A 20,414-nucleotide genomic window follows, 5' to 3' on the forward strand; every position below is an offset into this window, starting at 1 on the left:
CATCACTGCCTCCATCAAACCCGGGACGATTCACACACTGTGAGACGTTTCGGTCTGCTCGTCAGGCATCGGCTGCTCCTTTATCGGCTGATTGGACGTATTTTCTCAAATCGGCCGTTCCTGCGGATGGAGTTGGTTCGGTGAGGCGGGCGCAGGGCACGCGGGAGGCAGGCTGTCTACAGCTCTGCGGCTTTGTTGAGGATGGCGGCTTCTTGCTGGCCTATTACGCCGTCGTCCTTAGGTGTCCAGGTTCTGCCCTGGCATACGAGAGTCCGCCAGGGGCCGTCGTGGCCGGTTGTGGTGTTGAGGTTGAGCTCGGTCAGCCCTGCGGCGTGACAGTCGGACAAGGCGTGCACCACGGGTGCTGCGGCCTCGGGAGCCAAGCCGCCGTCGTCGGTGGCCAGGCCGGTGACGGACATGGATCCCGGGTCGGCCTCGAACGTGATGGAGCCGGTAGCGCTGGTCTGAGTGGCCGCAGCGAGGATCTGCTCCATGGGTGGGGTGGCGAACTGTCCTGTCTCGTTGCTGGTGGATGTCACCTGCCAACCCGCCATGGTCAAGGACTTCCATGTGCGTGAACCGGAGGGGCTGGCCAGTGATGCCGGGGGAGAACCGACTTCGCCGTAATCGATCCCTAGGAGGGAGGACCCCCCTTGCCTAATGGTCCTGGCTTCCCCGACCGGGGTCAGATCGCGTGTGGTGGTGGAGATGATGTCGGTGGTGGCGCGGCTGGCATCGAAGTCTGCTGCGATGCTGGTGCCGCCCAGGGTCCATGACATGGACACGGTCAGCGTGATCTTCCGGGTGCCGTCCTTGGTGTGAAGAGCGGCCTCGTGGGTCGAGGCCAGGAGGTCGGCGGCTTCCTGGACGCTGGTGCCGTCCTTGAGGCTGATGCTCACGTGAGCGGAGATGTCCGACGGCGTGGCTGCCTCGGATGAGGCGGAGGGTGCTGAGGTGACAAGTGGGTTGTGACCGAGGTGGTCGGCGGCTTCCTGGGCGACTTGGCGGGCATACGCACGATCCGCTGGTCCGGCTTGGGGGTGCAGGCTGGCGTCGATGCGAACGAACAGCATCCAGATACCCGCCATGCTCACGATTACCGCAACAATCAGCACCAGGCATCCTCTGAAAAGACGGTTCGGCGATCGCTGAGGAGACGCCCTGTCGGGTTCAGGAACAGCATGGGCGTGACTGCCGGTCTGGTCGGAGTCGGTCGACTCATCCACTATGCACCTCCCTTCTGCTTGTCCGACGTATTCTTCCCGATCCGTTGTGGTGGTGGGGGTGTTTGGTCCGACGGCGACGAGGCGAAGGAGGAACGGTGGGGCTGCTAGAGTTCTGCGGCTTTGTTGAGGATGGCGGCTTCGTCTTGGCCCCTTGTGCTTTCGTGTGTGGGTGTCCAGGTGCCGTTGTTGCAGGTGAAGGTCAGCCAGTAGTCGTTGTCGGTTGAGAGGCCTTTCTGCAGCTTGCCGTTGAGCTGGAGCGTGGTGAGTCCTGCGGCGCGGCAGTCGGCGACGGCGTGGACGACGGGTGCTGCTGCCTCAGGGGTGAGACCTTTGCGCTCGTCGGTGACTAGGCCGGTGACGGACAGGGTCCCGTTGCTGAGCTCGATGGTTCCGGTGGGGCTGGCCTGCCCGGTGGCGGTGGTGAGCTGGTCAAAGGGTGGGTTGCTGAACTGGCCGTCGGTGTTGCTGGTGGAGGTGACCTTCCAGCCGTTCATGGTGAAGGTCTTGGAGGATTTCTTCATGCCTGGTTGGGTCAGGGTGGTGGGGAGTGTGGTGACGTCTCCGTAGTCGATTGTCGGTCCCTGATACTCGTCGATGTTGCCGGTGAAGGTCTTCGCTTCTCCGACGGGGGTGAGTGCGCGTTTCACGTCGGTCCGGATTGCCTCGGGATCTCGTTGACAGGAGACGTCGACGTCGATGGTGCTGCCCTTGGCGTTCCAGGACACGGAGATGACGAATTCGCCGCTGTAGTGGGGTACCTGCTGGAGTGTCTTCTGGCGAGTAGAGGCCAGCAGGTTGGCGGCCGCCTCCGCACTGGTGTTGTCCTTGAGGCGCACGTCCAGTCGGACGTCGTTGCCTCCGAGGTCGGCTGAGGCCTCAGTGGTTTCGGCGGAGATGACGTCCGGGCTGCTGGAGAGGTGCTTGGAGGCTGTGCTGGCAACGCGCCGGACTTGGAAGCCATCCGGGCCGCTGTCGGGGTGCACGGTGATGTCGATCAGATAGATGACACCACCAATGATCACCACGAGGACGACCAGCATCACCCGGATAGCCCACCATCCCGCCGACCTGCCTGACGACGGTTTCCTCCTGCCGACAGAGGCGTCGTTGCCCGAGTTGACGGCCGGGGCTTCGTCTGCGCCGACGCCTCCTCTGTGTTCAGGTGTGGTCTGCTCGTCAGGCATCGGCTGCTCCCTTATCGGCTGATTGGACGTATTCTTCCTGATCCGTTGTGGTGGGCTAATCGGCTGCTCTACTTCTCCGTCCGTTTCGCGGGGGCGACTCAATCTGATGCCCTGCACATGAATTACTATCCGTGTTTAATTGACGGCCGATCAACATAGTCGGGTTTCACGCCTTTCAAGATTTGTCCTTGGCTGTGCAGGGAGGTACTGCCTTTGTCTGTGTAGTGTGAATGTCCTGACGAGTATTTGTAGGGGCCGTTGGCGTCTGTGTCTAGTGCTGTAAAATCAGAGTTAGGGTTGGTGGTGGGGTTTCCTCCATAGTATCCAGATGCTGCAATTGGATCCCAATTGTTCGCTGCTGCGAATGTGTGGTCAGGAAGCATGTGGAATTCTGAAGCGTCTACTGAGCTGGGGCCTGGTGAACCCATGATGGAAAAATCGTCTGGTGCGGTCGATTGCCTGAGGGCGTATCCGGTCGTTAGGGAGCCGTAGGAGTGGCCAGCCGCCATCAGGTGTGGATCTCCATGGTGGGTCTCCTGAAGGCCATCATAGAAGTCGGCCATGTGCTTCCCCCCTTCCTTGGCTTCTCCTGAGGAGAAGACTTTTTCTGTGTGAGGAGCATCGTAGCCCAGCCAGGTTACCCCCGCGACGGTTTCCTGCCCCTTTTCCTGGTCCTTATTTTCGGTCGTGGACCACCCCAATCCACTTTCCGTCATAATGTTCTCGGTGCCGTTCACATACTTCGCAGGATCACCATTACTCTTGGCGAGGCCGTTATCAACCGTTGAGTCCATGCCCGGCGTGGTGACCACTACATGGTCGGCGTTGTCGACATCCCCGGAAGCGATTGCGGCCCGGAAGTGGTCGCCACTGTTGTCCAGCACTAGCAGGGTGCGCCCATCTACAGGTGATGGTTTACCTTCATCGTCCAGGGATTTGGGCTTTCCCTTGTCGTCTAGGAACATGGTCGACAGGGCGTGAATGTCCTTTTGTCTCTGGAGCATTTCTTTGTACCCCGGAGTGATGATGCCGTCTCTTGTTAACTTTGGTTCGTAGTCTTTGACACTCTTGTCTATCTCGGCTTGCATGATGGGGAGCCAAATCAAGTTCGCTTGGTATCGCTCATTTGAGGGGATGCCGTCAAGGTTGCCGATCCAGGCCGGGTGCTTGTTGATAATATTCTGCCGTTGTGCGTCAGTCAGCGAAGTCCACCAGTCGTTGACCTGACTGGGCGTCCAGTTTGGGTTCGGGGGTCTCTCGCCGTGGTTGACCACCTCGGGGCTCGGGCCGTTTGCCGTATCGTCCAGTTTGACGATTTCATCGTAGACGGATGAAATGAAGGTGACGGTGTCGCGTGCCTGCTCTACTAAACGGTCTACTTCATTTTGGTATGAAGTAATCGATGTGCTGGCGCTGGCGCCACTTTGTTGGTCCTTGACTGCGACGGTATTGTCGTCTTTGATTTCTAACCCTGCCGCGGATACGCTAGATTGGGTGCTTGATGCACTATTCTTGATCGTGTTTACGGTTTCGGAGGCGTCCTTGAGGTCGTTTCCCGCTTTACTCAGCCCTGTCCATAGGTCTTCGGCGTCGTCGGCGAGGATTCGTCGCGCCTTAGCTTCGGCCTCGAAAGTTTTTCCGGACAAGCCGTCACCTAGGTCTTTCTTTTGAAGGTCGGCGTTGACCTGCTCGTACTTGTGTGAGGCGGCTATCAAGGCGTCGCCGGCCGTGTCGAGGTTGGTGCCATCCCAGGACAGGAGGTCATTGAACGTAACCACGGGGTCCTCCAAAAGAGTAAACGGACTGAGTTGTTAAGGGTGAAGTGTGTTAAGTGGGGGTGATGGTGTCTGACGTGGGTCAGCTGTCGCCGTTCTTGGGGGTGCAGGCTGCTACTGCGCCGTCGGCCGCCTTGAGCTGGTTGGTGGCGTTGTAGATCCCGTTGTGGTGATTCGTCAGCCTGTTGGCGAAGGTTGTGCGAGCCTTGGAGACCGCGTCCGCCGCCTTTGACGCGTTGCTGGACAGTCCGGCTCCCGTCAGGCCGTTCGCCGAGGAACGCACATCACTGTCGCCTCCCGACACGTTCACCTCACTGATGCAGTTCTCCACCTCCGAACGGATCTTCGACGTCGTCTCCTCGCAGGTCTGCAGATCAGCCACCTGTCCTCGTCCTTCCTTGTTGCGGCGAAAACCGCCTCATGGCTATCAAGTCGCGGCCGCCACAGCGAACCGACCGATCACACGATAACCAACAATCGGCGGCCGCGGGGGACATATGGACGACGAAATCCTCCCGAGGTCCACGGCTTTTAGTGGACATGGCGGCCAATAAGTCAGGCGTCGGAAGCGGGGTCAGATGGCGCTGAGGAGCTTGGTGATGCGTTGGAGGCTCACCTTGCGGCTCGTGCCCAGCGTCTGGGCGAACAGGCTCACCCGCAGCTCCTCCACCATCCAGCGGGCCTCCTCCAGGAGGGTCTCACGCTGCGGGTCGGCCGGCAGTGAGGCCGCCTTGGCGCGGGCCTTGTCCACCACCTCCCGGGCCTGGGAGACCTGGAAGGCCAAGGCCGCGTCCTGGGAGGCGGCCGACGGCGATGAGGCCGCCTTCTCCACCCGCATCACCAGGGCCCGCAGGTAGCGCTCCAAATGCGGCAGGTGCTCCGGCGGGGTGGCGGTGATGAAACCCTCCGGAACCAGGGCGGCCGCGTGCTCGCGCACCTCCTGAAGCGTGCTCAGCAGCGTCAGGGAGGTGTGCTCACCCACCACGCGCTCCACCTCCCGGGCTGCCGTGAGCGCCGCGGCCGCATACCGGGCCACCCGGTAGACCTCGTCCTCGAGCTCATCGCGCATGACATCGACCAGCGCCTCGAAGACCTCCCGGCTGCGCACCTCCGCCAGCGCGCAGCCGGAGGCCGACGCCGCCCAACGCCTGGCCACGATCCGTGCAGCGGCCGCCTGCACGTCCTCCACAAGAGCCTCCGTGGTCCGGTAGGGACTGGCCGCCAGGATGAGCGACTCCTGAGCGCTCCACCGGCTCGTCACCCGGGCCGCCGGCAAGGCCGTGTGCGCCAGGGCCAGCGCCGTCACTCCGGCGCCATGAGCACCCAGCTGGGCGGCGGCGTCGGGCAGGATCCTCAAGTCCGCGCTCCTGGCTCCGTTCGCCACCAGGGCGGGGTAGCCGCGCACCACCAGGCCGGCCCGGCCCGCCGACTCCACCGAGGCCGGGATCGTCGAGGCATCCGGGTCGCCCAGGCCCGGCACACCCCGAGGCCAGTCGGTCAGGCCCCGGCGCTCCTCCAGGCCGGCGCCGCCTCCAGCAGCGGCCCCTGAGCCTCCCGCGACTCCCGCGGTCCCAGCGGCGCCGCCCGGACGCTGGGCGGCAGCCGGTCGCCCATCCTTCTTCCTGCGACCCTTGCGGCCCGACTTCCCGCCCTGCGCGCCCTGACGCTCCTGGGCCTCGGCCATCGCCTGGGCCAGCGCACCGCGCACCACCGAGCGCACAGCAGCCTCCGTCTTGCCCGACAGCCGCTGCTGGAGTGCAACCAGGTCCCGGCCACGGCCAATAACCCGCCCCCGCGCATCCAGGGCAGCGAAGCCCATCGCCAGGTGATCCGGCAGCCGCTCGGCCGCCTCGGCCCAGTCGGCCTCCGTGATCTCCACGCCCTTGAGGCGGAGCACCACCCGGCTGAAGGCCTCCTCGAAGGGCACCTCGGGGCAGCTCGCACCCGGCGGCGTCGGGAACTCCTGGGCGATCTGGGCCCACACCTGGGCGCCCACGTCCGGGGCCGGCACCAGCTGGCGGCGCACCCGCTTGGGCAGCGCCCGGATCGTGGCCACGCACAGCTCGGCCCGCATCCCCGGCACCAGCCAGTCGAAGCCCTCCGGGGACAGGCGCCCCAGCACCTCCACCGGCACCTGGACGCTGACCCCGTCCTCGGGGTGGCCCGGCTCGAACACGTAGTTCAGGCCCAGGGACAGGTCCCCCTGCACCCACGTGTCCGGGAAGCCGCTCGCGTCGCCCCCGCCGGGCAGCAGCAGCTCCCGGGTGAAGTCCAGCAGGTCCGGGGTGGTGCGCCGCTGCTCCTTCCACCAGGCGTCGAAGGCCGCCGCGGAGGTCACCTCCTCGGGGACGCGGTCGTCGTAGAAGTCGAACAGGGCGGCGTCGTCGGCCAGCAGGCCGTGCTCGCGCCGACGCCGCTCCACGTCCTGCAGCTCCTCGATGAGCTCCCGGTTGCGCTCCACGAAGCCGTGGCGGGCGTGCCAGCCGCCCTCCACCAGGCCCGAGCGGATGAACATCTCCCGGGCGACCTGGCGGGCCGAGTCCGTCCCCACGCTCGCCAGGGTCGCCGGCCGGTCCGCCACCAGCGTCATCCCGTAGAGCAGCACCTTCTCGTGGACCATGGCCGCCCCCTGGCGGGTCGACCAGTAGGGCTCACCGAAGATGTGGCGGGTCAGGCCCGCCCGGTCCGCCACCTGCTCGATCCACCGGGAGTCCACCTTGGCCACGGTGCGGGCGAAGAGCCGGGAGGTCTCCACCAGCTCGGCGGTCATCACCCAGTCGTAGGTCTTGCGGCGCAGGCCCGAGCCCGGCCAGATCGTGAAACGGGTCCCGCGTGCGCCGGCGTACTCCCGACGACGCTCATCCCAGTTGCCCACATTGGACAGCAGCCCCACCAGCAGCGAGCGGTGGATCGCGTCGGCGTCGGGCGTGTCCGCGCTGCGCCCCAGGGCCACGACGGCGGCCGCCACACCCCCGTTGGCGATCTGGGCGGCGTGGCTGCCCGGCTCCAGGGCCTCTGTGGCCGCCCGGATCGAACGGGCCGTCGGCAGCTCCACCGGGGCCGCGTCCAGGCCCAGGGGGCGTGCCAGCTGACGCAGCTGGGTGTGGACGTCCTGCCACTCGCGCACCCGCAGGTAGTGCAGGAACTCGGCCCGGCACATGCGCCGGAAGGCCGAGCCGGACAGCTCGCGGCTCTGCGTGCGCAGGTAGCGCCACAGGTTCAGGTAGGTCAGGAAGTCACTCGTCGGGTCCGCGAAGCGCCGGTGCAGGGCGTCGGAGGCCTCCTGCTTGTCCGCCGGGCGCTCGCGCACGTCCTGGATGGACAGGGCCGCCACGATGACCATGACCTCCCCGACGCAGCCCAGCTCACCGGCCTCCAGGAGCATGCGCCCCAGGCGCGGGTCGATGGGCAGGCGCGCCAGGCGCCGCCCGACCTCCGTCAGGCGCGGCCCCCTGCGGCCCCGGTCGGGGGCGTCGTCGGAGCGGGCGGAGGCGGCCCCGGCCGGCTCGATGGCGCCGATCTCCGTGAGCAGCTGCAGGCCGGAGCGGACCTGGCGGGAGTCCGGGGCGTCCAGGAAGGGGAAGTCCTCCACCGCCCCCAGCCCCAGGGCCGCCATCTGCAGGATGACGCTGGCCAGTGAGGTGCGCAGGATCTCCGGCTCGGTGTACTCCGGGCGCGCCTCGAAGTCGGCCTGCGAGTACAGGCGGATGGCGATGCCGTCGGCCACGCGCCCGCAGCGGCCCGCCCGCTGGTTGGCGCTGGCCCGGCTGATCGGCTCGATCGGCAGGCGCTGGACCTTGGTGCGGTTGGAGTAGCGGGAGATGCGCGCCAGGCCCGGGTCGACGACGTAACGGATCCCGGGAACCGTCAGGGAGGTCTCGGCCACGTTCGTGGCCAGGACGATGCGGCGCACCCGGTGGGCCTCGAAGACCCGGTGCTGCTCGGCGGCGCTCAGGCGCGAGTACAGGGGGACGACCTCGATGGCCCCCGGCGTGCGCGAGCGACCGTCGGGCGTGTAGCGCGCCCCCAGGTGGTCGATGAGGGCCGCCTCGGTGTCGCGGATGTCGCGCTCACCGGCCAGGAAGATGAGGATGTCGCCGCTGGGCTCCCCCAGGAGCTCGTCGACGGCGTCGAGGATCCCGGTCACCTGGTCCTTGGGTTCCCCGGACTCGGCGGCAGCGGAGGCGGCCCGGCCCCGGCCCTTGCCGCGAGCCCCCTGGTTGCGGGGCGTGAGCGCGGTGGGGCCGGCGCCGGAGCGGATGGCCTCGCGGCGGGCCCGGGCCGCGGCGCGCACCGCCGGGTCGGGGGAGGTCAGGGCCTCCAGCTCGGCCTCGCTCAGCTCGCCGGGTCCCGCCGGGCCGGGCCGGGGGACGGTGGTGCCGCCGGTCGGTGAGCCGCCGGCGTCGTCGGAGGCGGGGTCGACGTCGTCGGGAGCCAGCGGGCGGTAGCGCACCTCAACGGGGTAGGTGCGCCCGGAGACCTCGATGACCGGGGCGGGAACGGTGAAGGGCTGCCCGCGGTCGCCGATCTGCTCGCGGCCGAAGTGCTCGGCGAAGCGCTCGGAGTCGATGGTGGCCGAGGTGATGATGACCTTGAGGTCGGGGCGCTGGGGCAGTAGGCGCGCCAGGTAGCCCAGGATGAAGTCGATGTTGAGGCTGCGCTCGTGGGCCTCGTCCACGATGATCGTGTCGTAGCGGCGCAGCTGGGGGTCGGACTGGATCTCCGCCAGCAGGATGCCGTCGGTCATGAGCTTGACCAGGGTGTTCTCACCGACCTCCTCGGTGAAACGCACCTGGTAGCCGACGACGCCGTCACGCCCGATCGGGGTGCCCAGCTCGGAGGCGATGCGCTCGGCCACGCTGCGTGCGGCAATGCGCCGCGGCTGGGTGTGGCCGATCATCCCGGTGATGCCCCGACCCAGCTCCAGACAGATCTTGGGCAGCTGGGTGGTCTTGCCGCTGCCGGTCTCACCGGCGACGATGACGACCTGGTGCTCGCTGATGGCGGCGGCGATCTCCTCACGGCGGGCGGAGACCGGCAGCTCCTCGGGGTAGACGATCGCCGGGACGGCGGCGGCGCGGGCGGCGAGCTGCTCGGAGGAGTAGCCCTTCCAGGCGTTGCGGCGCCTGCCCTCGGTCCGGTTCGGACGCCTGCCCCGACGCCTGCCGCCACCGCGCGGGGCGTGCTGCCTCCGCTGGTCCGGTGCGCCGCCTCGTGCGGGGCCCGCGGCCTGCCCGGCCGGCCCGCCGGCGGAGGTATGTGCACTCTCGGTGCTGCGTGCGCCGAGGTCGCCGTCCTGCTGGCCGTGATGCCCACCGACGCGATCGTCGTCCTGATTCCGCTTGCGGTGCTCGCCCTGTTCCATAGGTGACCTATTGTCACCTATACGCGCGTGGTCACCTCTCTCAGGTCGCTGACAGCGGAGGGGTAAGCGGCAACGGCTTCAGATTCTCAGCGCAGGCGGCGCTGCGCCCACTCCAGGCTCAGGCGGGCGACCTTCTCCTGAGCCTGCTCCAGGGTCTCGGCGTGGACATGGACCATCTGGCTGGAGTCGGGCAGCAGCGGGAAACCCTCGGCGGTCGCCTCAGCGGTGTCGGGCAGCTCGTTGGACAGCACCCCGTGCACCATGAGCACCGGCCAGGGCAGGTCCGCCAGGGTGCGCTGCGGATCCTGCATGGAGAAATCCGCCAGCGTCTCCTTGGACAGGACGTTCCACTTCCGCGAGTTGGGGTTGTCATCCACCAGGCGCGTCAGCCCGTGCTGGGCGAGCTCATCGAGCTGCTCGGGGGAGAAGATCTCCTCCCACAGGATCGACTGCGGCCCCACGATGGCCCCCACGAGCACCGCCGTGCGCACATGCTCGGGCCTCGCCAGGAGCGCCGCCGTCGCCCCGAAACCGTTGGCGTGGATCATCTGCCGGGTGAAGCCCAAGCCGGCCAGCCAGCTGGAGGCCGCCCGCAGGTCCTCGGCCTCTCCCGCCAGCGTGATGACGTCGTCGTCGGACTCGCCCAGACCCGAGAAGTCCAGGTTGAGCGTGGCCAGACCCGCCTCGCGGTAGCGGGCACCGATCCAGTCCAGGCGCCCGCCCTGACCGTGACGGTCGGTGAGGAAGTCGTGCGCCAGCAGGACCACGCCCTCCGGTCGCGCCTGCGGGGGCGTGGCATTCTCCGACGTCGTGGAAACCTCCAGATCGATGGGGGCGGCTCCGGCGGGCAGCTGGAGGGTGCCGGCCAGGGTGATCCCGCGTGGGGTATCGATACGGACGTCGTTCATGGGGTCAACCTAAGACAGAAGATAGGGGTGAGCATGGGGGAAGCGTCGGTAGTTCTTCCGATTGCGCTTCGAGCGTGACGGGGGGCGTCGAAACCGCTGATCGCCGCCAGGACTGTGGATAACGACGAACCGTGAGGATTCTCCGGCAACGGTGGAACCCGGACCGGGGACCAAGGGCCGAGGAGGGTGACAAGGGCACCAGGCCGGGGGGCGCCTCGAGTCGCACGGGGCGCCCACCCGGCCTCAGCCGCCCGTCGGGCGGGCAGGGCAGGGACGGGCAGCGCTGTCGAGCTACTCGGGAAGCGGCACTGCGCGGACCGTCTCGACGGCGCGGCGCACCAGGGCCTCATCGGTGCGCTGGGGCTCGTTGGGCGTCAGCCCCTCGCGGGGGCAGCGCATGTGGACCTCGCGCACGCCGGTGGACTCCACCAGGTCGACCAGGCCGTCGGGGCGCACGGCCCCGGCCGCGACCACGGTTGGCCCGCCACTGGCCACCAGCCCGGCGATCACCGAGGCGCCGTCGGCCGCGGTCTGGGCCGCCCCACTGGTCAGGACGTAGCGCACGCCGAGCCCCTCCAGGTCCCCGTAGGCCTCCACGGTGTCGCGGCACTGGTCGAAGGCCCGGTGGAAGGTGACTGGGGCGCCATTAGCCATGTCGACCAGCAGACGCACGAGTCCGCGGTCAATGGTGCCGTCCTCGGTCAGGGCGCCGACGACGAAGCCCAGGTCCACGGCCGGCGGCAGCGTGGTGCGCCCCCCGCCCGTGGCCTGGGGGCGGGTGAACTCGGCCATCTCCAGAGCCAGGGTGGCGATGCGCCGCACATCGGCGATCATGGCCCGGCCCTCATCGGCGTCGTAGACGAAGGACCCGCCCCGGGGTCGGATGAGGATCCGCAGGCCGAAGGGGGCGGCGGCCTCGGGCTTATCCGCCCAGTGGGCACCGGCCTGGGCGCGGCGCTGCTCGACCTGCTCGGCGGCGGCGAAGATGGCTGCCTCAATGGTGCCGATCGAGGGGGTGGTGCCGGCGGCGGTGAGGTTGTCGCCCAGCTCGGCCCGGTCGGCCCCGGCCCGGGCGGAGATCCTCACGCCCTCGATGTCCTCGACGCAGGTCTCCAGGACGACGTGGTCGGGGTGGCGCCAGGCGGGGACGGGAGCGGTGATCGTGTGCTGGCGCAGCGACGGTGCTGATCCGGTGAGCCTCATTGCATTCATGGGGCTGAGTCTGACATGTCCTCACGTTGATGGGAACCGAGTTGACGTCGGATGTCCTCAGATGTCCTCCAGATCCTCATAGGACTTGGGATCCTCGATGGGCTCCAGGTGCGCCGAGATGCGCAGGCTGGTGTCGGCCTCGATGAGCTCGTCGATGACCTGCTCGGTGAAGTCGTGCCCCTTCTTAACGCTCCACGCCGCCGGGACCAGCACGTGCAGCTCCATGAAGCGCCGGTTGCCGGCCTCGCGTACCCGCACCGCGTGGAAGTCGATCATGCCCGCCCGGCGGTGGCGCGCCAGAACCTCCTCCACGGTGCGCAGCACCTCGGTGGACGGGGCGATGTCCATGAGACCGCCCACCGAGTCGCGGATGAGCGTGAAGCCGGCCCACATGATGTTGAGCCCGGCCCCCAGGGCGACGACGGCGTCGAGCACGGCCGAGCCGAAGACGGCCACCAGCGCCACCCCGACCAGGACCGCGGCGGAGGTGACGACGTCGGTGGCCAGGTGCTTGGCGTCGGCCACCAGGGTCATGGAGCGCTCGCGGCGCCCGGCCCGGTAGAGCGCCCACGCCACCGCGCCGTTGAGGAGCGAGGCGATGACCGAGACCGCCAGACCCGCCCCCAGCTGCTCGGGCATCTGCGGGTTGATGAGGCGCTCGATGGCGGAGATGATGATGAAGGCGGCGGCCACGAAGATCATGACGCCCTCGACGACGGCCGAGAAGTACTCGGCCTTGGAGTGCCCGAACTGGTGGTCGGCGTCGGCGGGCTTGGCCGCGATCTTCAGCACGATGAGGGCGACGGCGGCGGCGACGAGGTTGACCACGGACTCGGCGGCGTCGGAGAGCAGACCCACTGAGCCGGTCAGCCAGGCCGCGGCCCCCTTGAGCGCGATCGTGGCCAGTGCGGCACCGATGGACAGCCACGCGTAGCGGCTCAGGTCCTTGGGGGGCGAGTAGCGGGAGGACACGCCCCGATCATGGCGCGGACCTCAGCGCCCTGACCACCCGAGGTTTCGTATCGCCGCAACGCGCGATCCGCGGCGGCCGGGTGCCCGCCCCGCGTTGCGCCGTGGGCTAAGGTGCCCGGTAGTGGTGGGCTGCCGGTCCGACACCGGGATCGACGGCGGGACGCCACCATGACAGGAGTGAAAGGCGGGCAACCGGGGTGCTGGACCTCTCTTCCCTCATGCTTCACATGCCGGCCTCCCTGACCGACACCTTCCGGCTGCTGGACCTGTGCGGGGTCCTGCTCAACGGGATCCTGGGTGGGCTCATTGCCCGGCGCAAGAACTTCGACCTGGTGGGCTTCGTCGTCCTGGCCATGCTCACGGCCACCGCCGGCGGCATCCTGCGCGACGTCATGATCCAGGCCGGCCCGCCCTTCGCCCTGACCGACCCCTACTACCTCTACACGGCCTGCCTGGGGGCGACGGTCGCCTGGTTCGTGCCGTTGACCTCGCGTCCCACCCGGCGCCTGCTCGTGGTGGCCGACGCCGTCATCCTGGGGTGCTGGGCCGCCACCGGGGCCTCGAAGGCCCTCACCCACGGGCTCGGAGTCATGCCGGCGCTCCTGCTGGGCTGCCTCACGGCCATCGGTGGCTCCATGATCCGCGACGTCGCGGTGGGGGAGACCCCGGCCGTCTTCGGTGGCAACAAGCTCTACGCGATCCCGGCGCTCGTCGCCGCCGGCACGCAGGTCGTGGCCGTCAAGGCGGGGGTGGCCGACGCGCACGCCATGCTCGTGTCCACCGTGGTCGGTGCGGGCCTGTGCGTGCTCGCCTACTGGCGCTCCTGGCAGCTGCCGGTCATCTCCGACCGGGAACGGCGCCGGGCCGGGCGGCGCGAGGCGAGCGGCGCGCTGGTGGGCTGGCGCCGGGCGCTCATGATGGGGCCGTTCAAGGCCCCCTCCTGGCGCGGCCGCGGCGGGCGGACGGCGCAGCAGGGCGCCCCCTCCCAGCGGCCCGAGCAGGGCTAGGGGCGGTCGGTGGTGTCAGCCGGCCTCAGGAGCTCTCGCCGACCGGGCGCACGCTGGCTTGTCCGGCGTCGACGGGCTGGGACTGGGTGCTGCCCTTGGATGACGGCGCCCCGAAGAGCCGCTCCTTGACGACGTCGGCGACCTTCTCGGTGACGGCTTCGCCCTGGGCGCGCACGGCCTGCTTGACGTGGCTGGAGGCGGCGTCGACCCGGGTGCGTACGAAGGGCTGCTCGGCGACCTTGGAGGCCGCGGTCTTGATGCGTTCGTACTGGGCGCGCCCCGCGCGGGTCCCGAGCACGTATCCCGCGCCGAGTCCGAGGATGAAGGGGATCTTGCCGGCCATATCGTCTCCTGAGCTTGACGGAAGCACTGCTTGGTGCGCCATCACCATACCGGCCGTGGGCCGGGGCGACTGACGTGACAGGGGCTCGGGGGCCGCGTGATCGCCCACAGCGTCACGCGCGGGGCCACTGCGGGGCTGCTACGGTCCTCGCCCCCGGAATCACACGGTTTCCTCCGAGGAGCCGCCGGTGGAGGGGATCGAGCCCGCCGCAGGGGCCTGGGTGCTGGTGCCGTGGGCGCTCGGCTGGGAGGCGATCAGGCCGTCCGGCGTGACGGTGGTGATGTAGGAGCGGCCGCCCAGGATGACGCCGAGCGTCACCAGCAGCCCGGTGCCCAGGAGGGTGGCTACCTGCAGCACGTTGAGGTCGGCCAGGATCGCGTGGCGGCGCAGCGAGGCCGCCGTCGAGGTGGCGGAGCCGGTCGGTCCGGTGGGGCCGGTGGGCTCTGCTGGGCCGGTGGAGTCTGTGGAGAAGCGGGTCATGTGGTTCCTCCTGTTCGTGGGGATGGGAACGGGGGCGTTCGCCCCGATGAACCCAGGTAACCGCCGGGGCCTGTCGTCCTTGTAGGGCGGGCCTGTGCCGTCCCTGTGAACCGGGTGGGCCATGGGCCGATCCGCATGCTGGCGGGGATCGTCGTCGGCGGAGGGGCCTGCGTGAGACATGCCGCATGGAGGGGGCGGCCGGGAATCGGTCCGCTCTCAGCGGTGGTCGCCATGAGGCCGTCAGCGGCGCGGCGCGGCCTCCAGCAGCTCGCGGGGCAGGAGCCGGGCCAGCTCGTAGCCGTCGGCGCCCACGACGACGGGCACGTCGGCCTCGGCCAGGGTCCGAGCCTCGGGCCCGATACCCATGGGGTGGGCGGTCAGTCCTCCGGCGAGCACCTGCTGGGTGGCGGTCAGGTGGCGGATGGCGACGGCGGCGATCCGGTCGGCGTGGTGGCGGGCGGTCTCGCCGTAGATGTACGGGTCGTGCTGGCCGTCGTCGCCGAAGAGGATCCAGGTGATCTGGGGCAGGTCGATCATGAGCCGGCGCAACTCGGTGCGCTTGTGCTCGATGCCCGAGCGGAACCAGCCGGTGTTGGTCGGCCCCCAGTCGGTCATGAGCGCGGGCCCCGAGGGGAAGCCGTGGCGGGAGAAGAAGGAGCGCAGGGTGGGGACCACGTTCCAAGCCCCGGTGGACAGGTACATCATCGGGGTGCCCGGGTGGGCGGCCTGGATACGCGAGTAGAGCTCGGCCATCCCGGGGACGGGCTCGCGCGCCGAGGAGTACTTGACGAGCTGGTTCCAGGCGGCCACGAGCACGCGGGGGACGTGCGTGACCATGGCGGTGTCGTCGATGTCGGAGATGATGCCCAGGCGCGGCCCCTCGGGGATGATGAGAACCTTGGCGGCGACCGCCTGCGCCCCGGTCGCCTCGATCCTGGCCTCGTGCCAGCCCGGCTCCAGGCCGTGATCGCGCACGACGACGTCGATGTAGCCGCCGCGGTCGGCCCGGGTGCGCACACTGGCCCGGCCCACGTGGACCGTCACCGGCAGGAAGGCCACCGGCACCTCAATGAACAGGCGCCAGCCCCGCTGGGCGTCGAGCAGACCGGTCATGGCGAAGCTGCGGGCCTGGGCGGCGCTGACGGGAAGGGCGTCGGGCAGGGAGCGGAACAGCGGCCCCTCGGCGGGGGCGTCCTGGGGGCGCATCACCATGCGGGCCAGGACCCGGGCCATAGAGGTGGGTCGGGTGGGCTGGGAGGAGCCGGAGGAGGTCCCGCGGGATGCTGAGGCGGAGGGCCGGTGGGCTCCGGCCGCGCTGCGCTGGGCCGCCGTGTCCTGGTGCTGCTCCTGGTGACGCTGCGCCGTCGGGCCGGGCTGAACCGGGGCGCTGGTGCCGTAGCCGTCGTAGGGAATGACGCGGGGGCGCCAGCCCTGGCGCTTGAGGACGGGGACGGTGTCGCGATGGAACTGGTCCTCGACGGCGCGGGCGATGTCGGAGAGGGGCACCCCTGGATCCTAGACGACTCAGTGGTTCCGATCTTGTGCGTTCGTAGGGTAGATCGTGCGTTCGTAGGGTAGGTCTCCGGTTCGTACCCTTAACCCCCGAACGCGAGGCATAAGGTACGACCGCGAGCGCCCCTCAGCGGCCCTCAGCGGCCCTCAGCGGCGCAGGGCCCTCAGGCGCCGGCCGCTCACCCACCACAGGACGGCCCCGCAGCCCAGCGCCCACCAGGTGTAGCTCGAGCCGACGGCCTTGGCCCAGGTGGGCCAGTTCTGCTCCACATGGTTCTGCTCGGGGAACCACCACTGCATCGCCAGGACGAAGACGAGGAACCCGGCGGCGCCGGCCACACCGAGCGCGGTCGAGCGCCAGCGCCAGGTCGCCGCCGCCACCGACATGAGCGCGGGCAGGCACCACACCCAGTGGTGCGACCAGGAGATGGGGGAGATGAGCAGGCCGAGCACCATGACCACGCTGATCTGAAGGGACAGGACCAGGCCGTCGTCCTGCCCGGGACCTTCGGCCGCGTCGCCGGCACCCCGCAACCGATCCAGTCGGCGGCACAGGAACCAGGCCGCCACCACAGCGAGCAGGGAGCAGGCCGCCCAGGTGAGGTTCCAGGCTGACTCCGGCAGGCCCCGGGCGATCGCCCCCTTGAGGTTCTGATTGCCCGAGTAGTCGGCGAAACCGGCGCGTCCCGGATCCCACATGGCCGAGGTGAAGAACTCCCAGGACTCGGTGGGGGCCGCCAGGGCGGCCAGGAGCGTCAGCCCGACGGCGCTGCCCGCCATGGTGGCCGCCGCCCGCCACTCCCGACGCGCCAGGAGCACCAGGATCGCGACCGCCGGCGTCAGCTTGATCGCGGCGGCCAGGCCGCTGAGGGCCCCGCGCCAGCGCGAGCGCTGGGGAACCAGGAACAGGTCCACGGCCACCAGCGCCATGAGAATGGCGTTGACCTGCGCATACTCCATGGTCTTGGGGAAGGGCTCCAGAGCGATGACCCCGATGAGTGCCAGCCAGGGCGACAGGGTGTGGGCCATCCAGGACCCGACTCCCAAGCGCCTGAGAACCGCGTAGGTGGTCACGGCGGCGCACAGCGGTGTGGCCACGATCAGCAGCACGGTGGCCGACTGGTACGACATCCAGGTCAGTGGCGCGATCACCCAGGCCGCCAGGGGCGTGTAGGTGAAGGGCCACAGATGCTGGGCCGGGTTGGCGTACCAGCTGTAGAGGTCCCCGCCGTCGAGCCACTGACGGACGGCCTCGTAGTAGACGAAGGAGTCCAGCTTGAACAGCCACTGGCCGGTGTCATCCACCAGGGACCAGTAGGCGGGCACCAGCAGGGCCAGCCACCCCAGAATGGCGACAGCCGGCGCAGACGCGACGGCGCGCGCGGCCGCGACCAGCCGAGAGGGCTCGGCGGCGGATTCGCCGCTCCGAGGGCTCGGGTGGTCCGTGGGGTCGGTGCCCGACTGGGAGGGACGGGAGGCGTGTTGTGGATTTCCTGCGATCGGCATCGTGCTGAGTGTAGAAGAGGCACCAAGAGCGCTGGGAATCGAGCCGCCCGCCGACGTCGCTCAGTGACCGCCCAGAGAGCCGCTGGTCCGTGCTCGCCTGAGCGCGGGCAGCCCCAGGAGACCAACCACGACGGCGCCCCAGGCGAAGGCGGCCACCGCCAGGTACCCGGCGCGCGAGCCGCCGGCGTCCGTGGCCTGCCCCGCCAGAAGGGAGCCGATCGAGACCCCGATGTTGAGCGCCGTGCTCACCCAGGCCAGGCCCTCGGTCAGCTGGGAGGGGGCCACCGTCACCTGCACGATGTTGTTGCCGCTGGTCAGGGTGGGGGCGATGGCCAGCCCCGTCAAGAGGGCCAGGACGGACAGCACCACCAGGCTCGGTGCGAAACCGAAGGTTGAGGCCCCCACCGCGAGCCCCACCAGCCCGGTCATGAGCTGCTTCCACAGCGGCCACCCCCACGTGCGCGAGCCGTAGAGGAGGGCGGCGACGAAGGAGCCCACGCCCCACACCGCCAGGATGAGTCCCGAGGCGGACTTGTGCCCTGCCTCGGTGGCGAAGGCGACTGCGGCGACGTCGTTGGCCCCGAACAGGGCCCCCAGGATGAGGAAGACGACGGCGATGGACACCATGGCGCCGTAGCGCATCACCGCAGGGTGCTCCGCGGCCTGATCCGACTGCTCGGCGGCCTCAGCGGTGCGCCGCCGAGTCGGGTGCGGCGTGGGCTCGGTGGCGCGCTGGCTGAGGAACCACAGCCCCCCGAACAGCTGCATCACCACACAGCACACCCAGCCGGAGGTCACCGGCAGGAGCGGCGTCGTGCACAGGGCCGTGGCCAGCACCGGCCCGAGAATGAAGGCCACCTCGTCCAGGGCCGCCTCCAGGGAGAAGGCCGCGTGAACCTCCTCGGGGCGGGTGAGCATCGCCGTCCAGCGCGCCCGCACCAGTGAGCCCATGGAACCGGCCAACCCTCCCGCCAGAGCCGACAGGGCGGCCAAGACTCCCAGGTGCGTGCGCATGGCGGCGGCGAGGGTCAGCCCCACCAGGCTCAAGGACGACACGAGGACCGCGGGCAGCATGACCCGCGACTGGCCGTAGCGGTCGACGCAGCGGGCAAGGATCGGTGCCCCGATGGCCATGGCCACGAAGTTCGCGGCGCTGACCAGGCCCGCGGCCGTGTAGGAGCCGTAGAGCTCCTCGACCGCGAGGATCGTGGAGATCCCCACCATGGACATGGGGAAACGGGCGATGAGCCCGGCACTGGTGAAGGAGCGGGCACCGGGGTGAATGAGGATCGTTCGGTAGGAGGTGGCCATGTCGGATGTCGTGTGCTGCTGGAAGGTGAGGCTGACAGAACGGGTCGGAGCCCCGACGGGCGGGGCTCCGACCTCGGGTAAGAGTGATCAGTTGCCGCTGTGGGTGGTGGAGGTGGCGCTCTGTCGGCTGAGAGTGAAGCCCTGACCGTTGACCTGGTTCCAGCAGTGCATGCCCTGATCGGTCGACTCGCAGGCGAAGGCGGAGTGCTTGGCGGCCGAGCCGTAGCTGAGGCTGACGCCCTTGGTGGAGAAGGTCGACCCGCAGCTCTGGCTGGACTTCCCATCGGCGTCGATCGTGACCGTCAGCGGCTTCGAGGAGTCGCAGGAATTGGTCTTGGCGTGCTCGTTGATGACGCAGGTGACGTTCTGGTCGTTCAGGGTGCAGGTGATGTTGCCGCTGGGGGCGTCGAAGGCGGACAGCTCCTGGGCGTTGGCGGGCGCCGGCGCCTTGAACGTGGGGGTCGCCGAGGCGCTCGGGGTGGCCGAGGCCTTGGGGGAGGCGGACGGGGAGGCCGGGGAGGGGCTGTCCTGAGCCGCGGCCTGGCCGGAGTCGGCCGGGGCCTCGGTGCCCGAGTCGGCGGCCGAGCCCTTGCCGCTGCCCCCGGAGAGGTACCAGGTCGCCAGGAAGACCAGGACGGTGGCCACCAGGAGCGCCAGGATGAGCAGGATGCGGTTGGAGGTCAGGAAGGAGGAGGGGGGCTGGGAGTCGTCGTCCTCGGTGCCGACGCCGAAGACGCCGTCGTCGCCGGTCACTGCGGGGGCCTGCTGCACGGGAGCCGGAATGACCGGGCTCTGCGCCTGGGAGACGTTCGCGGACTGCTGGAAGGTCTGCTGCAGGGCGGGCTGAACCGGCCGGGCCGGCGACTGGGAGGCCATCGCCTGGGCGGGGCGGGACGTGGGGGCGGAGACGGTCGGGTCGCCCGCGGCCTGGAAGCCGTCAACCTGTGTGTTCGCACCGGCTGCGTTGAAGGCGCTCGGTGCGCTCGCGGCGCTCCTCGAGCTGGTGGCGGAGATCGCAGAGGTGCCGGAGGACGCGCTGCCGGGCTGGAGCGAACGGGGCAGGGTCACCTGCGTGGGGGCCTCGGAGGACCTGGCCGATGGTGCGCTCGGCTGGGCGCCGGGGGGCGAGACTACTGCCAGCTGAGGCGATGACTGCGCCGACGGCGCTGACTGGGGCTGACTGCCGCGAGAGGCCAGGGCTGCGTCGACCGCGGGGTCCCCCAGGGTTCCCAGCCACTCCAGGAGAGCGGGATAGGTGCGTGGGTTGGCGGCGATGTAGGGGCGCAGGCCGGGGTAGTTCTGTGCCAGCTGGTGGAGGGTCTCCAACTCTGCATTGGGATCCTGCGCTCGCGCGACAAGCTCGTCCTTGGCCTGAGACATGCTGGGTCCTTCGAGGGTCGGGAAAACGACGTCGGTCCAGGTTGTGACCGGCACCTGGTGCCGTCGTGGGTCGGGTTCGGGCCACCCGTGATACCGAGTCAGGGAACGCAGTACCATCTCGGCGGCATGTGGGTCGGTCAGCCGGCCACGTTGGAAGACTACCTGAGGACACCGTGACTCCGACTGCCTGACGGGTCACGGCCGCAGCTCGTCAGTGTCTCACGACGGCGGAT

15 protein-coding genes are annotated in these 20,414 nt (G+C 69.2%); 1 reads left to right on the forward strand and 14 read right to left on the reverse strand.

The window, feature by feature from the left end; genetic code table 11:
- Positions 1-176: 176 nt before the first annotated feature.
- The 8 genes from HMPREF2883_RS00380 to HMPREF2883_RS00410 all read right to left on the reverse strand — a co-directional run bounded on the left by HMPREF2883_RS00380 (position 177) and on the right by HMPREF2883_RS00410 (position 12,642).
- The gene (locus HMPREF2883_RS00380) at positions 177-1,115 is read right to left on the reverse strand and encodes a hypothetical protein (protein WP_141758971.1); all 939 of its coding nucleotides are present in this window, start codon (positions 1,113-1,115) and stop codon (positions 177-179) included.
- Positions 1,116-1,330: 215 nt separating this feature from the next.
- Positions 1,331-2,410, reverse strand: a complete 1,080-nt coding sequence (locus tag HMPREF2883_RS00385) for a hypothetical protein (protein WP_070658142.1) — start codon at positions 2,408-2,410, stop codon at positions 1,331-1,333.
- Positions 2,411-2,535: 125 nt separating this feature from the next.
- Positions 2,536-4,188 (reverse strand): alpha/beta hydrolase, encoded by a 1,653-nt coding sequence (locus HMPREF2883_RS13770; protein WP_075371307.1) that lies wholly within the window; start codon positions 4,186-4,188, stop codon positions 2,536-2,538.
- A 79-nt stretch (positions 4,189-4,267) separates the two neighbouring features.
- Entirely contained in the window at positions 4,268-4,567 is a 300-nt protein-coding gene (locus HMPREF2883_RS00390) for an MFS transporter (protein ID WP_070658144.1), read from the reverse strand.
- Between the two features lie 192 nt (positions 4,568-4,759).
- The gene (locus tag HMPREF2883_RS00395) at positions 4,760-9,550 is read right to left on the reverse strand and encodes a DUF3418 domain-containing protein (RefSeq protein ID WP_070658146.1); all 4,791 of its coding nucleotides are present in this window, start codon (positions 9,548-9,550) and stop codon (positions 4,760-4,762) included.
- Positions 9,551-9,636: 86 nt separating this feature from the next.
- The gene (locus tag HMPREF2883_RS00400; RefSeq protein WP_070658148.1) at positions 9,637-10,458 is read right to left on the reverse strand and encodes an alpha/beta hydrolase family protein; all 822 of its coding nucleotides are present in this window, start codon (positions 10,456-10,458) and stop codon (positions 9,637-9,639) included.
- A gap of 291 nt (positions 10,459-10,749) precedes the next feature.
- On the reverse strand, positions 10,750-11,661 hold the full coding sequence (locus HMPREF2883_RS00405) for a copper homeostasis protein CutC (protein ID WP_176747106.1): 912 nt from the start codon (positions 11,659-11,661) through the stop codon (positions 10,750-10,752).
- Between the two features lie 66 nt (positions 11,662-11,727).
- Entirely contained in the window at positions 11,728-12,642 is a 915-nt protein-coding gene (locus HMPREF2883_RS00410) for a cation diffusion facilitator family transporter (protein WP_070658150.1), read from the reverse strand.
- A gap of 227 nt (positions 12,643-12,869) precedes the next feature.
- Here HMPREF2883_RS00410 and HMPREF2883_RS00415 point away from each other — a divergent pair, with 227 nt between their 5' ends.
- A complete protein-coding gene (locus tag HMPREF2883_RS00415) occupies positions 12,870-13,649 on the forward strand; it encodes a trimeric intracellular cation channel family protein (RefSeq protein ID WP_070658260.1) in 780 nt (259 codons plus the stop codon).
- Positions 13,650-13,674: 25 nt separating this feature from the next.
- On the opposite strand, the gene HMPREF2883_RS00420 is transcribed toward HMPREF2883_RS00415, so the two are convergent.
- The 6 genes from HMPREF2883_RS00420 to HMPREF2883_RS00445 form a co-directional block, all read right to left on the reverse strand.
- Positions 13,675-13,992 (reverse strand): protoporphyrinogen oxidase, encoded by a 318-nt coding sequence (locus HMPREF2883_RS00420; RefSeq protein ID WP_070658152.1) that lies wholly within the window; start codon positions 13,990-13,992, stop codon positions 13,675-13,677.
- A gap of 159 nt (positions 13,993-14,151) precedes the next feature.
- Entirely contained in the window at positions 14,152-14,472 is a 321-nt protein-coding gene (locus tag HMPREF2883_RS00425; RefSeq protein ID WP_070658154.1) for a hypothetical protein, read from the reverse strand.
- Positions 14,473-14,712: 240 nt separating this feature from the next.
- Complete coding sequence (locus tag HMPREF2883_RS00430; RefSeq protein WP_070658156.1) at positions 14,713-15,978, reverse strand: App1 family protein; 1,266 nt, start codon at positions 15,976-15,978, stop codon at positions 14,713-14,715.
- A 153-nt stretch (positions 15,979-16,131) separates the two neighbouring features.
- A complete protein-coding gene (locus HMPREF2883_RS00435; protein ID WP_256277247.1) occupies positions 16,132-17,490 on the reverse strand; it encodes a glycosyltransferase 87 family protein in 1,359 nt (452 codons plus the stop codon).
- Between the two features lie 60 nt (positions 17,491-17,550).
- Entirely contained in the window at positions 17,551-18,801 is a 1,251-nt protein-coding gene (locus HMPREF2883_RS00440) for an MFS transporter (protein ID WP_070658158.1), read from the reverse strand.
- An 87-nt stretch (positions 18,802-18,888) separates the two neighbouring features.
- Positions 18,889-20,181 carry a variant leucine-rich repeat-containing protein gene (locus HMPREF2883_RS00445; protein ID WP_070658160.1) on the reverse strand — a complete coding sequence of 431 codons (1,293 nt, stop codon included), beginning with the start codon at positions 20,179-20,181 and terminating at the stop codon, positions 18,889-18,891.
- Positions 20,182-20,414 lie beyond the last annotated feature (233 nt).

The organism is Actinomyces sp. HMSC075C01, assembly GCF_001812965.1.
GTDB classification, from domain to species: Bacteria; Actinomycetota; Actinomycetes; order Actinomycetales; family Actinomycetaceae; genus Actinomyces; species Actinomyces acetigenes.